We start from the raw sequence: 15,914 nt of genomic DNA, 5'->3' as shown, positions 1-15,914 counted from the left end.
TTTAGTAACTGATCACTTTATAGCCGGCTAAACGAATACAAAATCTATGAGGAGGTATTCATCGTGAAACGTACTTATCAACCAAGTAAACTTCGTCGTGCGCGCAAACACGGATTCCGTAACCGTATGTCAACTAAAAACGGTCGTCGCGTATTGGCAGCTCGTCGTCGTAAAGGACGCAAAGTTTTGGCTGCTTAATCCAAACGAATTCAACAAAGAAGTCAGTAGGAACTCGAGTCTACTGACTTTTCTTTTTATCCTACATAGTGAACTGTCTACGAAATCGGTCATTTTAGATGGAACTCATGGAGGGCTCATTTAAAAGGTCACATACAAAAAAACTCAAAACCAGATATAAGTTACTGATTTTGAGTTTTTGTTTATTCTTTTAAGTGATAAGAGTAGCTAGCGATAACGACATCTTCGTGCCATCTGAGAGCGTATTTTAGTTTGAGGCTCATTTGATTGTGCAGGATATTTTGCCAAGGCTTGTTAGGGATAAACTGTGGTACAAGAACTGTAACGGTGTAGTTTTTTTGCTTAGCTTCTTGGGCGATTCGTTTGACATACTTAACGCTAGGGGTGATGATGTCGCGGTAGCTGGTGTTGATATTCTTCAGAGTGATATTTGGGAAGTAATCGGCAAATTCCTGAAGGATTTCTTGGTCTTTTTCGGCCGTTTCTTTAGTAGAAATGTGCATGGCTAACACTTCGTCACCGATACTTTGAGCGTAGTTAATGGCTCCAACACTTACTCGAGTGACATTTCCTACTAGGACAAGGACAAGGTTGCCGTCGTAAGTGCGCTTTTCAATTCCTTCGTAGAGTCGTAGTTGTTTTGCCACTTTTTGGTAATGGCTGTGAATGGACAAAAAGAGGAAAGTTAGAACTAGGATAATTGGGAAGAATGGCCAGATATCACCCAGTCTGAAGAGGAGTAAAATGAGGACAATAGCATAACAAATGATGGCCCCAAGGATATTAGCAAAGGCAGGTTTTAAGAAGTTTGCTCCTTTTTCCTTTTTCCAATGACGAATCATCCCAGTCTGAGAAAGGGCAAAGGGAACGAAGACCCCGATAGTATAAAGAGGAATCAAGCGTTCAGTATTCCCATTAAAAATGAGAAGAAGGATCATAGCCCCAAAAGCCAGAGTTAAGATACCGTTGGAGTAGCCAAGACGATCCCCCTTTTCCATAAAGAGATGGGGCATGTACTTGTTTTTAGCCATATTGTAGGCCAACATAGGGAAGGCTGAAAAGCCAGTATTTGCAGCTACAGCTAGAATTAAGGCTGTCGAGAACTGGAAGAGATAGTAGCTCGCATGACCAAAGAATGAATCACCAAGAATGCCCTTGGCCATTTGCGAGAGGATGGTTTCTCCATTTTGAGGTGTGATGCCCATCCAGTAGTTTAGGAAGGTAATGCCTGCAAAAAGAAATCCTAAAATGAGCGACATGATGGTCAAGGTCTGAGCAGCATTTTTTTCTTTCGGAGTTTTGAAAAATGGTACTGCATTTGAAATAGCCTCAACCCCTGTCAGAGAGGCAGAGCCACTGGTAAAGGCTCTCAATAGGAGAACGATAGAAAGGCTCGGAACGGTTTGTCCAATGGTTGAAGTCGCCTGATAGTTTAGGGAACCTGTAAACAGTTGAAAGAACCCATAAAGCAAGAGAAAGACGGTACTGAAGATAAAGAGGTAGACGGGAATCATCAGAGAGCTGGCAGATTCTTTCAATCCTCTTAAATTTAAGAGCATGAGCAGGCAGACTAGGAAAATAGAGATATGAAGATTATAGGGATGGAGGGCAGGGATGGCTGCAGTAATAGCATCAGCTCCAGAAGCAACGGATACGGCTACTGTCAGCATATAGTCAACAAGGAGGCTACCCCCTGCAATCAAGCCTAGTTCAGGAGAGAGATTTTCCCGAGTGACCATATAAGCCCCACCACCTTGAGGATAGGCGTGAATGATTTGACGATAGGAAATGGTCAAACTAGCGAGCAGTAAGAGGACAAAAATACCGATAGGGAGGCTCCACCAAATAGCGAGAGGAGAGAGGCTAACTAGAACGAGAATGACTTGTTCAGGTCCATAGGCAATAGAAGACAGGGCATCACTGGATAACATTGCAAGTGCCTGCATTTTTCCAAGTAATCCCCCTTCACCATCTGTGAGGGACTTGAGTGGTCGACCGATAAAGGTATATTTTAATTTTCTAAACATTTTCTTTTCCTTTGATGAAAATTTCAATAAGTGTTATTATACTGCTTTGAAAAAATGCAGTCAAGGGAGAATGATCGGTATTAGAATATTTTTACAAGCCGGGGGATGCTATTTTTGGTATAATAGATGGAAGAAAATGAGGTTAGAAAAGATGATTTTTGATACGCACACACATTTAAATGTAGAAGAATTTGCAGGACGTGAGGCAGAAGAAATCGCCTTGGCTGCTGAGATGGGTGTGACACAGATGAATATTGTTGGTTTTGATACACCGACCATTGAGCGAGCCCTAGAATTGACAGATGAGTATGAGCAACTCTACGCAACTATTGGCTGGCATCCGACGGAAGCAGGGACTTACACAGATGAGGTCGAAGCTTACTTGCTTGAAAAACTAAAACATCCCAAGGTTGTTGCCTTGGGTGAGATTGGTCTGGACTATCACTGGATGACAGCGCCTAAAGAAGTACAGGAGCAAGTTTTCCGTCGTCAGATTCAGCTGTCTAAGGATTTGAACTTGCCCTTTGTGGTCCACACTCGTGATGCGTTAGAAGATACTTATGAGATTATCAGGAGCGAGGGAGTTGGCCCTCGTGGAGGCATCATGCATTCATTTTCAGGTTCTCTTGAGTGGGCTGAAAAGTTTGTCGAGCTTGGTATGACGATTTCCTTCTCAGGAGTGGTGACCTTTAAGAAAGCGACAGATATCCAAGAGGCTGCTAGGGAACTTCCTTTAGACAAGATTTTGGTAGAAACGGATGCGCCCTACCTAGCTCCTGTTCCTAAACGTGGCCGTGAAAACAAAACAGCCTACACACGATACGTGGTGAACTTTATCGCCGACTTGCGTGGCATGACGACAGAAGAATTAGCTGCTGTGACAAGTGCCAATGCCGAGCGTATTTTTGGATTGGAAAAACAATCATGAAAGAGAAAATTTCCCAAGTCATCGTGGTCGAAGGACGGGATGATACAGCTAATCTCAAACGTTACTTTGATGTAGAGACCTATGAAACACGAGGTTCCGCAATAAATGATCAGGATATAGAACGCATTCAGCGCCTGCATGAATTGCATGGAGTCATTGTCTTTACAGATCCAGATTTTAATGGGGAACGCATTCGGCGCATGATTATGACGGCCATTCCAACAGTCCAGCATGCCTTCCTCAAGCGAGATGAGGCTGTTCCCAAATCCAAGTCCAAGGGACGTTCTCTGGGAATTGAACACGCCAGCTATGAAGATCTAAAAATAGCGCTCGTTCAGGTGACAGAGCAATTTGAAAACAAGAACGAGTTTGACATCAGTCGTGCTGACTTGATTCGCCTAGGTTTCCTAGCGGGAGCAGACAGCCGTAGACGCCGAGAGTATCTAGGCGAACAGCTCCGCATCGGCTATTCCAACGGCAAGCAACTCCTCAAGCGCTTAGAGTTATTTGGGATAACCTTGGCAGAAGTGGAAGAAGTGATGGCTAAGTATTCAGACTAACGGAGTCAGAAATGAAAAAAGTGATTATTACGGGTGGCAATAGTGGTATTGGCTATCAGGCTGCAAAACAATTAGCTGAAAAGGACTGGTCAGTGACTCTATTTTGCCGACGGAAAGAAGCTGCTGAGCAAGCCTGTGAGAAAATCTGCCAACAAACAGGAAATCCGCATGTAAATTATATCTTGGTTGATTTATCTGAGATGAAAAGTGTCAAGGAAGCGGTAGAACAGTATATTCAAAAAGAAGACGTTCTAGACGTTCTGATTAACAATGCAGCTGACTTTGATTTGTCAGTCAAAAAGCCCATCCTGACTATGGAGGGATTAGAAAAGCAATTTGCAACCAATGTGGTTGCTCCCTTTTTACTTTCTACCTTGTTAAAGGGTTCGTTGGAAAAGTCAAAAAGTGGTCGAATTATTAATATTTCTTCTCAAGGGCTGATGCTTTATCCTTTCATGAAGCTTGATTTTGAAAATTTAGCTGGTCAAAAACATTATAGTCCTGCCAAGACCTATTATCAGAATAAACTAGCCTTGTTGATGCTGTCGCTTTATATGCGGAAACATTGGAAAGGTATCAAAATTCAGGCAATTCGTGTGACCAATGTCAAAGTTGATATGCGACGCTATGATCACCTGAGCGCTTTTATGAAAAAATTGTATAAAATCAAGTCAAGATTTTCGATTAGTCCTGAAGAAATGGCCAAAGTCTATACAGCCTTATCTACAGAAGATGGCCATGACGGTTTTCTGTATGACGAGAAATGCAGGGAAGTAAAAGCAAATAGATCTGCTTACGAAGAAGAGGAGCAAGCAAAACTCTATTCCTTGCTTGAACAACTAACATTTTCAAGAGACAATCTATAAAGAATTAGAAAAATAAATTTTATGCTTACTTCAAGAGTGGAAAGAAATTTAGATATCGAAATCTGTTTGGAGAGTTCTGAAAAGTGATAACAATAACCAGATAACCCGAAAATATAAGGGGAATGTGTTACAATAGAGGTAATAGCATATGCTTCAACTATGCTCAATACCATGCCTGATAAAAAAAGATAATTGATAAAATCAGCACTTGGGTGAAATTAATGAGGAAAAGTAATGGGAATTTTTGATTTTTTTAAAAAGACAAAAGCACAGAAGACAACAGAAAAAACCAAAGGAGATGCTTGTCTAGGAGTTTTGGGTTTCTTTCCAATGAAAGAAAAGAGGGAATTACTGATTGCTACGACTTTGGAAGGGAGTTTGACAGTTGGTGATCGTCTTCAGTTTTGCAATCCCGATCAAGGTATGGATGCTCTTGAAACTGTAGTTGTAAAAAAACTTACTTGCCAAAACAAAGATGTGGAATCTCTTAGAGATGAGGAGTTAGTTTATCTAGAGATCGATATGCTTCCCTCTCTAGCTAAGTTAAAAAAGGGAAGTGTGCTCTATAGTCCTGGTGTAGATGAAAAAAAGCGTTTATCTAGCTATGCTTATGCTCTCTATCGAACTTTTGTGACTATTCAAGAAGGCAAAGTAAGCGATGAGGACTATCAGAATCTTAGTCTTGATGATAGTATCGAAATTTTACAGGCTTTTTTATGGGATTGCCGTCAAAAACCAAAAAGTGAAGAGAGCAATCAAGAAAATACTCGTAAGTCAGAGCGTCTAGCAGAAATTGTCAAGGACAAGTTGCTAGAAGCAGATTCGATTTATGCTGTTTATTCAGAAAATACTGGGGAACCTTATCTTTTCTCAACTACATATGATAGAGGTGACGAAGGCTATCTATGCACTGACCCAATGATTATGCTATTTACCCCTCGTTGGTATCATCAGTATAAGGAAGCAATTGAAAACCAATTCAAAGTGGTAAAACGGATTGAAAATACGGAAGATAAAAAAGGAATTGAGAATTTTCTTGGGACAGCTTTTTACTTGAATGGTGCTTTAGGAGCATTCTTTAATACCAAAGAAGTTAGTATAAGTTCTTCTATTTTAGTTCAAAAACCAGATTTTTCAGGCTTGCCAGAGATACAAGTTCCTGTTATGAACCCTGATATTGTGAGATGGATGCTTTTGATGGGACAGATGGATAGACCGACTACAGAAGAGGAAGAATTAATTTATAAACTCTATTATAAGTTCTTTTCAATGGCAATGCCAAAAGCTAAATTCCTTCTTCCTATAAATGCATCATCAGGATTTCCTGAACCTAGTCAGGAAAGTAATGCTCATGTTTTAGAAGAATCTGCTACATTTAATCTTCCGACTAGAGAAGGAAAAAATGGACGAAATTCGGTTTCAGTGTTTACTGATTGGAAACGTTTGCGAATGGTTTTCGATGAAAATTGGAGCGCGATGATTGAAAACGCTGGAGGCATGATTGAAATCTTTGACTATGCCATTAACCAGACTGAGTATTATAAAGCGGGTGTTTATGTCAGTGACAAAGCGTTTAAAGAAATGCAACAGTTCAGTGAGGAACTAGAAGGAAGAGCTAAAGGTTGATCAAGGGATGAAAATAATCGTTGATAGAGAGTCTATCTGTATGGGTGATGATGTTCTGCCTCACAAGGTAGAACTTGAAGTTCCTGAGGACATAACAGTAGAGGAATTTTGTGATTTTCTTCAAAAGGACAGATATTTGCCTAGATTGGATACAGAGTGGCTTCTCCGACATGGTGGGCAGACAATAACAAGCTATCATACAGAAACAAAAGAACTGACGAATCCCAATATCTATTTAAAAGACCTGATTCATCAGACTTCTAGAGGAAACGAATTTGTTTGGATATATCGCCGTTCCTATTAGAAAAGAGAATAAATGATTTTCTTAAAAGATAATGAATGAAAATTAGAACAATATGCATTGATTTTTTGACAACAAGAGGCAATCTAAACAGTTGGCCCTGTTTGGAGTGACTTTGACGGAAGGCAAAGCCTTCATAAAAATGGTGAAAGGAAACGATATGGCAAATAGAAGCTATATTTATTTAAAAAACGGGAAAGACGTACGTATTTTAACAGAGGGAGTTTACACCATTCCTTATTTTTGGCAATTATTTTGGGATGAAAAAGATGTGCGAATGCCTAATATTCTATGGAAAAAATTTAATATCTTACTTCCTATTGAAAAATTTCAGAAAAAGGCCACCCAAAATCGCTCCTTTTTAGAAAAGAACGCTCCTCAGACCTTGCAACTATATGATGATTTTGTTCGCTATATTCTTGCAAATGTCAAAGCAGGTGATAGGCTAGGATTTGATATCTTAGAAGTTGCTAATATGGATGGATTGACTATAGCTTCGCGCAAGCTTATAAAAAACATCCGAGCCATTCAGGAAAATCAACCCCAAGAATTGGATTTTTCTTTAACAGAAAAGAACGTAATTTGGTCTGCTATGGGATTTCCTGATTATTATGCCCCAAAATTATTGCCAGAAGATAATATTCTAGACTCGGTTGCATACCAAGATGAGTTGAAGAAAATGCAAGGCCCAAAAGATAATCAAGAACAAGACCAAGAAGAAAAACAAGCACAAGGTCGAGAAGAGAATCAAAAACAAGACCAAGAAGAAAAACAAGCACAGGATCAAGAAGAGAGCCAAGAAAAACATCAAGAAGACGAGCAAGCGCAAGGCCAAGAAAATGAGCAAGCACCACGCAAAGAAGATGAGCAAGTGCTCGATGAGACCGGTGTCGAATCTAAAGATGACGAGTACCATATACCTTTGAGATTTTGGTTTCTCTTGGTGTTGGTAATTGTTTGGGTTTATAGATTGTTTTTAGCTAACAAATAGAAAAGAGAATAAATGAGAATTGCAGATTATAGCGTGACCAAGGCAGTGCTGGAGCGTCACGGTTTTACCTTTAAAAAGTCCTTCGGGCAAAATTTCCTGACGGATACCAATATCCTTCAAAAAATCGTGGATACGGCTGAAATTGATGATCAGGTTAATGTCATTGAAATTGGGCCAGGAATTGGTGCTTTGACGGAGTTTTTGGCTGAGCGTGCGGCAGAGGTTATGGCCTTTGAGATTGACCACCGTTTGGTACCGATTTTAGCAGATACTCTGCGTGATTTTGACAATGTGACAGTGGTCAACGAGGACATTCTCAAAGTTGACTTGGCGCAACATATCCAGAGTTTCAAAAATCCAGACCTACCAATCAAGGTAGTAGCCAACTTGCCTTACTACATTACGACTCCTATTCTCATGCACTTGGTCGAGAGTGGCATTCCCTTTAGTGAGTTTGTCGTCATGATGCAAAAAGAAGTGGCGGACCGTATCTCAGCACAGCCAAATACCAAGGCTTATGGTAGTTTGTCTATTGCTGTGCAGTATTACATGACAGCTAAGGTTGCCTTCATCGTGCCTCGTACGGTCTTTGTGCCAGCACCAAATGTGGATTCAGCCATCTTGAAAATGGTGCGCCGTCCAGAGCCAGCCGTAGCAGTGAAAGATGAGCAGTTCTTCTTTAAGGTTTCCAAGGCTAGTTTCACTCATCGTCGCAAGACCTTGTGGAACAACTTAACAGGCTACTTTGGGAAAACTGATGAAGTCAAGGACAAACTGACCAAGGCTTTGGATCAGGCAGGCTTGTCTCCATCTGTGCGTGGTGAAGCTCTTAGCTTGGCAGAATTTGCTAGTCTGGCAGATGCGCTTAAAGGACAAGGACTCTAAGATGCAGGGACAAATCATTAAAGCCTTGGCGGGCTTCTATTATGTGGAGAGTGATGGCCAAGTCTATCAGACACGCGCGCGTGGAAATTTCCGCAAAAAAGGTCATACGCCCTATGTTGGGGATTGGGTAGATTTTTCTGCAGAGGAAAATTCCGAAGGTTATATCCTCAAGATTCATGAACGGAAAAACAGTCTGGTCCGTCCGCCTATTGTCAATATTGACCAAGCCGTGGTGATCATGTCCGTCAAGGAACCTGATTTTAACAGCAATTTGATGGATCGGTTCTTGGTTCTTCTAGAACACAAGGGCATCCATCCCATCGTCTATATTTCCAAAATGGATTTGCTGGAAGATAGTGAAGAATTAAGTTTTTACCAACAAACCTATCGTGCCATTGGTTATGACTTTGTGACCAGTAAAGAGGAACTCCTGCCCCTGTTGACAGGAAAAGTGACGGTCTTTATGGGGCAGACAGGTGTTGGAAAATCAACACTCCTCAATAAAATCGCACCAGATCTCAATCTTGAAACAGGAGAGATCTCAGACAGTCTAGGTCGTGGTCGCCATACCACTCGAGCTGTTAGTTTTTACAATCTCAATGGGGGTAAAATCGCGGACACGCCAGGATTTTCATCACTGGATTATGAAGTGTCAACGGCTGAAGACCTCAATCAGGCCTTTCCAGAGATTGCCAGTGTCAGTCGAGACTGTAAATTCCGTACTTGTACCCATACCCATGAACCGTCCTGTGCGGTTAAGCCAGCTGTAGAAGAAGGAACCATTGCAACCTTCCGTTTTGACAACTACCTGCAATTTCTCAGTGAGATTGAAAATCGCAGAGAAACCTACAAAAAAGTCAGCAAAAAAATTCCAAAATAAGGAGAAACAGATGTCTCAATACAAGATTGCTCCGTCAATTCTGGCAGCAGATTATGCCAACTTTGAACGAGAAATTAAACGTCTAGAAGCAACTGGGGCTGAATATGCCCATATCGATATTATGGATGGTCACTTTGTACCACAAATCAGTTTTGGTGCCGGTGTGGTTGAAGCTCTTCGCCCCCATAGCAAGATGGTCTTTGACTGCCACTTGATGGTCGCTAATCCAGAGCATCATTTAGAGGACTTTGCGCGTGCAGGTGCAGATATCATCAGCATTCATGTCGAAGCAACGCCTCATATCCATGGGGCTCTTCAAAAAATTCGTTCTCTTGGTGTCAAACCTTCTGTTGTCATTAACCCTGGTACGCCTGTGGAGGCAATCAAGCACGTTCTTCACCTAGTTGACCAAGTCTTGGTCATGACAGTGAATCCTGGATTTGGTGGGCAAACTTTTCTGCCTGAAACCATGGACAAGGTTCGTGAGTTGGTTGCCCTTCGTGAGGAAAAAGGTTTGAGCTTTGAGATTGAAGTCGATGGCGGTATTGATGACCAAACCATTGCTCAAGCCAAAGAAGCTGGAGCAACCGTTTTTGTAGCAGGGTCTTATGTCTTTAAGGGAGATGTCAATGAACGAGTGCAAACTCTCAGAAAACAACTGGACTAGGGTTGCTGTTTTTGCCGGCGGAGATCGCGGTCATTATCGGACGGATTTTGATTGTTTTGTCGGTGTGGATCGCGGTTCGCTCTGGGTCTTGGAAGAAGATCTGCCTCTCACTCTAGCAGTTGGGGATTTTGATTCCGTGACTGCAGACGAACGTCAGTTGATTCAAAAATGTGCCCAACATTTTGTCCAAGCCCAGCCAGAAAAGGATGATACGGATCTGGAATTGGCTCTTTTAACCATCTTTGAGCAAAATCCCCAGGCTCAGGTGACTATTTTCGGTGCTCTTGGTGGTCGGATCGACCACATGCTGGCCAATGTCTTTCTGCCTAGCAATCCCAAGTTGGCACCCTATATGCGCCAGATAGCGATTGAGGATGGGCAAAATGTGATTGCCTATTGTCCAGAAGGAACCAGTCAGCTAGAACCCCGATCGGACTATGACTATCTAGCCTTTATGCCAGTTCGGGATAGCCAGCTGACTATTCTTGGTGCCAAGTACGAATTGACAGAGGAGAATTTTTTCTTTAAAAAAGTATACGCTTCTAACGAATATATAGATAGGGAAGTTTCGGTGACTTGCCCTGATGGCTATGTGGTTGTCTTGCATAGCAAGGACAGGAGGTAGGATGGAGACTGTATTACTACTATTATTAATTGCCAACCTAGCTGGACTCTTTCTCATTTGGCAAAGGCAAGATAAGCAAGACAAGTACCTAGCCAAGAGCTTGGAGGATCAGGCAGACAATCTTTCAGATCAACTGGATTACCGCTTTGAACAAGCCAGACAAGCCAGCCAGCTGGATCAAAAAGACTTGGAAGTGGCTGTCAGCGACCGTTTGCAAGAAGTGCGAATGGAGTTGCACCAAGGCCTGACGCAAGTCCGTCAAGAAATGACAGATAATCTGTTGCAAACTAGAGATAAGACTGACCAACGTCTCCAAGCCCTGCAAGAATCAAATGAGCAACGTTTAGAACAAATGCGCCAGACGGTCGAGGAAAAGCTAGAAAAGACCTTGCAGACGCGCTTGCAGGCTTCCTTCGAGACAGTTTCCAAACAACTGGAGTCTGTCAATCGTGGTCTTGGAGAGATGCAGACAGTTGCCCGCGATGTTGGTGCTCTTAACAAGGTTCTCTCTGGGACCAAGACGCGAGGGATTCTGGGTGAATTGCAACTGGGGCAAATCATCGAAGACATCATGACTCCTGCCCAGTACGAACGAGAATTTGCAACGGTTGAAAACTCTAGCGAGCGAGTAGAGTACGCCATCAAGTTACCTGGCCAAGGCGACCAGGAATATGTCTATTTGCCGATTGACTCCAAGTTTCCACTGGCGGATTACTACCGCCTAGAAGAAGCCTATGAAGCAGGCGATAAGGACGAAATCGAACGCTGTCGTAAGTCACTTTTAGCAAGCGTCAAGCGCTTTGCCAAGGATATCAAGAGCAAGTACATAGCGCCACCTCGGACGACCAATTTTGGAGTCTTGTTTGTTCCGACAGAAGGACTTTACTCAGAGATCGTCCGCAATCCGGTCTTCTTTGATGATTTGAGACGGGAGGAGCAGATTATTGTTGCTGGTCCAAGTACCCTATCAGCCCTGCTTAACTCTCTATCAGTTGGCTTCAAGACTCTCAATATCCAAAAGAGTGCCGACCATATCAGCAAGACTCTTGCCAGCGTCAAGACCGAGTTTGGCAAGTTTGGTGGCATTCTGGTCAAAGCACAAAAGCATCTCCAACATGCCTCTGGCAATATTGATGAATTATTAAACCGTCGTACCACAGCTATCGAGCGGACGCTCCGTCACATTGAATTATCAGAAGGTGAGCCTGCGCTTGATCTACTCCATTTCCAAGAAGATGAGGAAGAATATGAAGATTAGTCACATGAAAAAAGATGAGCTGTTTGAAGGTTTTTACCTGATTAAGTCAGCTGACCTAAGACAGACGCGTGCTGGGAAAAATTACCTAGCCTTTACCTTCCAAGACGATAGTGGCGAGATTGAAGGGAAACTCTGGGATGCCCAACCTCATAACGTTGAGACCTTTACCGCTGGGAAAGTCGTCCACATGCAGGGGCGTCGAGAAGTTTACAATAACACTCCTCAAGTCAATCAAATCACGCTTCGTTTACCTCAACCTGGGGAACCCAACGATCCAGCTGACTTCAAGGTTAAATCTCCAGTTGATGTCAAGGAAATCCGTGACTACATGTCGCAAATGATTTTCAAGATTGAAAATCCTGTCTGGCAGCGTATCGTTCGTAGTCTCTACACCAAGTATGATAAGGAATTCTACTCCTATCCAGCTGCCAAGACCAACCACCATGCCTTTGAAACGGGTTTGGCCTATCATACAGCAACCATGGTACGCTTGGCAGATGCCATTAGTGAGATCTATCCTCAGCTCAACAAGAGCCTCCTCTATGCTGGGATTATGTTGCACGACTTGGCCAAGGTTATTGAGTTGACGGGACCAGACCAGACGGAGTATACAGTACGAGGCAATCTCCTTGGACATATCGCCCTCATCGATAGCGAAATTACCAAGACTGTCATGGAACTAGGCATCGATGATACTAGAGGAGAAGTGGTGCTACTGCGCCATGTCATCCTCAGTCACCATGGCTTACTGGAGTATGGAAGTCCAGTCCGTCCGCGCATTATGGAGGCAGAGATTATTCATATGATCGATAATCTCGATGCCAGCATGATGATGATGACAACAGCTCTTGCTTTGGTGGATAAAGGAGAAATGACCAATAAAATCTTCGCTATGGACAATCGTTCCTTCTATAAACCAGATTTAGATTAATGATTTAAGAAAAACGAGCATTTTTTACGCAATAATGTTCGTTTTTTTATGTGAATGTGGTATAATGGATAAAATATCAAAATTAAATGGAATGGTAAATAAAAATGAAATTAAGAAGAAGTGATCGGATGGTTGTCATTTCCAACTATTTGATTAATAATCCATACAAACTAACCAGTCTCAATACCTTTGCAGAAAAGTACGAATCTGCTAAATCATCGATTTCAGAGGACATCGTGATTATCAAGCGTGCCTTTGAGGAAATCGAAATCGGCCATATTCAGACTGTGACTGGAGCAGGTGGTGGCGTTATCTTTACACCATCAATCTCGAGTCATGAAGCCAAAGAAATGATCGCCGACTTGCGTGACAAACTTTCAGAAAGCGACCGTATCTTGCCAGGTGGCTACATCTACCTATCTGATTTGCTCAGTACACCTGCCATTTTGAAAAATATTGGGCGCATCATTGCCAAGAGCTTTATGGACCAAAAAATCGATGCCGTTATGACAGTAGCAACAAAAGGTGTGCCACTCGCAAATGCAGTTGCCAATGTCCTCAACGTTCCATTTGTCATTGTGCGCCGTGACTTGAAAATTACCGAAGGTTCAACGGTCAGCGTCAACTATGTTTCAGGTTCCAGCGGTGACCGCATTGAGAAAATGTTCCTTTCAAAACGCAGTCTCAAGGCAGGCAGTCGTGTCTTGATTGTGGATGACTTCTTGAAAGGCGGCGGAACTGTCAACGGGATGATTAGTCTCTTGCGTGAGTTTGATTCTGAACTAGCTGGTGTCGCAGTCTTTGCAGACAATGCCCAAGAAGAACGTGAAAAGCAGTTTGATTACAAGTCACTCTTGAAAGTAACCAATATTGATGTTAAGAACCAATCCATCGATGTTGAGATTGGAAATATCTTTGACGAAGACAAATAAGAGATAGAACTAAAGGTTGGAACGATTGTCCCAGCCTTTCTTTGCAAACAGAATAGAAGGATGCTTATGAAAACACCATTTATCAGCCGTGAAGATTTAGAAACAATTGTTGCAGAGTTCCCGACTCCCTTTCACTTGTATGATGAGAAGGGGATTCGTGAAAAAGCAAGAGCAGTCAACCAGGCCTTTTCTTGGAATAAGGGATTCAAAGAATATTTTGCCGTCAAGGCCACTCCAACCCCAGCCATCTTGAAAATCCTCCAAGAGGAAGGTTGTGGTGTGGACTGTTCTAGTTATGTGGAACTTTTGATGAGCCATAAACTGGATTTCCCCGGTTCTGAGATCATGTTCTCATCAAACAATACGCCAGACCAAGAGTACGCTTATGCGCGTGAATTGGGTGCAACTATTAACTTGGATGCCTTTGAAGATATTGAACATCTGGAGCGTGCAGCAGGTATTCCAGAAATCATCTCTTGTCGTTACAATCCTGGAGGCGTTTTTGAGCTAGGAACAGATATCATGGACAATCCTGGAGAAGCCAAGTTTGGCATGACCAAGGACCAGCTTTTTGAAGCCTTTGCAGTTTTAAAGGAAAAAGGAGCCAAGACATTTGGGATTCACTCTTTCCTAGCATCCAATACTGTCACCCATCTCTACTACCCAGAGTTGGCGCGTCAGCTTTTTGAATTGGCTGTTGAAATCAAGGAAAAGTTGGGTATTTCGTTAGACTTTATCAATCTTTCCGGCGGTATTGGTGTCAACTATCGTCCTGAGCAGGAGCCAAATGACATTGCTGTGATTGGTGAGGGAGTTCGTAAGGTTTATGAGGAAGTCCTTACGCCAGCAGGTCTTGGTCAGGTTAAAATTTTCACCGAATTGGGCCGCTTTATGTTAGCCCCTCACGGAGCTTTGGTCACAAGAGTCACTCATAAGAAAAAAACTTACCGTACCTATCTAGGTGTGGATGCTTCAGCAGTCAACCTCATGCGTCCAGCCATGTATGGGGCCTACCACCATATCACTAATCTTACTCATCCAGATGAACCTGTTGAGGTGGTAGACGTGGTCGGTTCACTCTGTGAAAACAATGATAAATTTGCAGTGAACCGCGAACTACCTCATACAGAAATCGGTGATTTGCTAGTGATTCATGATACAGGTGCACATGGATTCTCCATGGGTTACCAGTATAATGCCAAACTACGCTCGGCAGAAATCCTCTATACCGAAGAAGGCAAAGCCCGCCAAATCCGCCGTGCAGAGCGCCCTGAGGACTATTTCGCAACCTTATATGGTTTTGATTTTGAACCAGATCACTAAAAGGGAATGAAAATGAAAGTGAAAAACAGATTGCTTTCTAAAAAATAGACAAAAAACCTTGTTTTTCATCTCACTCGTGATATAATAAAACTATAAAACGGTTTCAAGGAAGGTGACGATATGTCTGAAGAAACAATTGACTATGGACAAGTGACAGGAATGGTGCATTCGACAGAGAGTTTTGGGGCGGTAGATGGCCCTGGGATTCGGTTTATTGTCTTTTTGCAGGGCTGTCACATGCGTTGCCAGTACTGCCATAACCCAGACACATGGGCTATGGAGACCAATAAATCACGCGAACGGACAGTAGACGATGTCTTGACAGAAGCCCTTCGCTACCGTGGTTTCTGGGGAGACAAGGGAGGAATCACTGTCAGTGGTGGAGAAGCCCTCTTACAGATTGATTTCCTAATTGCCCTCTTTACCAAGGCCAAGGAAAAAGGAATCCACTGTACCTTGGATACCTGTGCCCTTCCGTTCCGTAATAAACCACGTTATCTCGAAAAGTTTAATAAACTCATGGCGGTAACAGACTTGGTTCTTCTGGATATCAAGGAAATCAACGAAGAACAGCACAAGATTGTCACAAGCCAAACCAATAAAAACATCTTGGCCTGTGCCCAGTACCTATCAGATATCGGGAAGCCTGTTTGGATTCGCCACGTGCTGGTTCCAGGATTGACAGATAGAGATGAGGATTTGATCGAACTTGGTAAGTTTGTCAAGACCCTCAAAAATGTTGACAAGTTTGAAATCCTACCTTATCATACGATGGGAGAATTCAAGTGGCGTGAACTTGGGATTCCTTATTCGCTTGAAGGGGTCAAACCTCCAACAGCAGACCGTGTCAAGAATGCCAAGGAATTGATGGATACAGAAAGTTACCAAGATTACATGAAACGTGTTCATGGATAAA

The 15,914-nt window shown here is 42.6% G+C and carries 17 protein-coding genes; 16 read left to right on the top strand and 1 reads right to left on the bottom strand.

What is annotated here, in order from left to right:
* Positions 1-63 precede the first annotated feature (63 nt).
* Positions 64-198, top strand: a complete 135-nt coding sequence (gene rpmH / locus ACORHV_RS08445; RefSeq protein ID WP_000831905.1) for a 50S ribosomal protein L34 — start codon at positions 64-66, stop codon at positions 196-198.
* A 182-nt stretch (positions 199-380) separates the two neighbouring features.
* Here rpmH and ACORHV_RS08440 read toward each other — a convergent pair whose 3' ends face one another.
* Positions 381-2,225, bottom strand: a complete 1,845-nt coding sequence (locus ACORHV_RS08440) for an APC family permease (protein WP_070696060.1) — start codon at positions 2,223-2,225, stop codon at positions 381-383.
* 151 nt (positions 2,226-2,376) lie between these two features.
* Here ACORHV_RS08440 and ACORHV_RS08435 point away from each other — a divergent pair, with 151 nt between their 5' ends.
* The 15 genes from ACORHV_RS08435 (at position 2,377) to pflA (ending at position 15,913) form a co-directional block, all read left to right on the top strand.
* Positions 2,377-3,153: a TatD family hydrolase gene (locus ACORHV_RS08435; RefSeq protein WP_125413414.1), complete on the top strand. Its 777-nt coding sequence runs from the start codon at positions 2,377-2,379 to the stop codon at positions 3,151-3,153.
* Positions 3,150-3,713: a ribonuclease M5 gene (gene rnmV, locus ACORHV_RS08430; protein WP_125413394.1), complete on the top strand. Its 564-nt coding sequence runs from the start codon at positions 3,150-3,152 to the stop codon at positions 3,711-3,713. Before ACORHV_RS08435 ends, rnmV begins: the two co-directional genes overlap by 4 nt.
* Positions 3,714-3,724: 11 nt before the next feature.
* A complete protein-coding gene (locus tag ACORHV_RS08425; RefSeq protein ID WP_434398132.1) occupies positions 3,725-4,579 on the top strand; it encodes an SDR family NAD(P)-dependent oxidoreductase in 855 nt (284 codons plus the stop codon).
* Between the two features lie 234 nt (positions 4,580-4,813).
* A complete protein-coding gene (locus tag ACORHV_RS08420) occupies positions 4,814-6,205 on the top strand; it encodes an SseB family protein (protein WP_434398130.1) in 1,392 nt (463 codons plus the stop codon).
* Positions 6,206-6,212: 7 nt separating this feature from the next.
* Positions 6,213-6,509 (top strand): hypothetical protein, encoded by a 297-nt coding sequence (locus ACORHV_RS08415; protein WP_049500571.1) that lies wholly within the window; start codon positions 6,213-6,215, stop codon positions 6,507-6,509.
* Between the two features lie 157 nt (positions 6,510-6,666).
* Complete coding sequence (locus ACORHV_RS08410) at positions 6,667-7,497, top strand: dimethyladenosine transferase (protein WP_434398128.1); 831 nt, start codon at positions 6,667-6,669, stop codon at positions 7,495-7,497.
* Positions 7,498-7,509: 12 nt separating this feature from the next.
* Positions 7,510-8,382: a 16S rRNA (adenine(1518)-N(6)/adenine(1519)-N(6))-dimethyltransferase RsmA gene (gene rsmA / locus ACORHV_RS08405; RefSeq protein WP_434398127.1), complete on the top strand. Its 873-nt coding sequence runs from the start codon at positions 7,510-7,512 to the stop codon at positions 8,380-8,382.
* A 1-nt stretch (position 8,383) separates the two neighbouring features.
* Complete coding sequence (gene rsgA, locus ACORHV_RS08400; protein WP_084944898.1) at positions 8,384-9,262, top strand: ribosome small subunit-dependent GTPase A; 879 nt, start codon at positions 8,384-8,386, stop codon at positions 9,260-9,262.
* Between the two features lie 10 nt (positions 9,263-9,272).
* A complete protein-coding gene (rpe, locus tag ACORHV_RS08395) occupies positions 9,273-9,929 on the top strand; it encodes a ribulose-phosphate 3-epimerase (protein WP_247925782.1) in 657 nt (218 codons plus the stop codon).
* Positions 9,892-10,554, top strand: a complete 663-nt coding sequence (locus ACORHV_RS08390; RefSeq protein WP_434398124.1) for a thiamine diphosphokinase — start codon at positions 9,892-9,894, stop codon at positions 10,552-10,554. The genes rpe and ACORHV_RS08390 overlap by 38 nt, the downstream gene beginning before the upstream one ends.
* Position 10,555: 1 nt before the next feature.
* Complete coding sequence (rmuC, locus tag ACORHV_RS08385; protein ID WP_162285015.1) at positions 10,556-11,812, top strand: DNA recombination protein RmuC; 1,257 nt, start codon at positions 10,556-10,558, stop codon at positions 11,810-11,812.
* Positions 11,802-12,743, top strand: a complete 942-nt coding sequence (locus ACORHV_RS08380; protein ID WP_434398122.1) for a 3'-5' exoribonuclease YhaM family protein — start codon at positions 11,802-11,804, stop codon at positions 12,741-12,743. The genes rmuC and ACORHV_RS08380 overlap by 11 nt, the downstream gene beginning before the upstream one ends.
* 104 nt (positions 12,744-12,847) lie before the next feature.
* Positions 12,848-13,675 carry a pur operon repressor gene (gene purR / locus ACORHV_RS08375; protein ID WP_002874197.1) on the top strand — a complete coding sequence of 276 codons (828 nt, stop codon included), beginning with the start codon at positions 12,848-12,850 and terminating at the stop codon, positions 13,673-13,675.
* A 66-nt stretch (positions 13,676-13,741) separates the two neighbouring features.
* On the top strand, positions 13,742-14,998 hold the full coding sequence (locus ACORHV_RS08370; protein WP_247924410.1) for a diaminopimelate decarboxylase: 1,257 nt from the start codon (positions 13,742-13,744) through the stop codon (positions 14,996-14,998).
* 120 nt (positions 14,999-15,118) lie between these two features.
* Positions 15,119-15,913, top strand: coding sequence for a pyruvate formate-lyase-activating protein (gene pflA, locus ACORHV_RS08365; RefSeq protein WP_001288281.1), 795 nt, complete (start codon positions 15,119-15,121; stop codon positions 15,911-15,913).
* The last annotated feature ends 1 nt before the right edge of the window (position 15,914 follow it).

Origin of the sequence: Streptococcus sp. KHUD_016 (assembly GCF_051106465.1) — a bacterium.
Taxonomy (GTDB): domain Bacteria; phylum Bacillota; class Bacilli; order Lactobacillales; family Streptococcaceae; genus Streptococcus.
The sequence above is the reverse complement of the archived record's forward strand: the minus strand, read 5'-3'. Positions and strand labels throughout refer to the sequence as shown.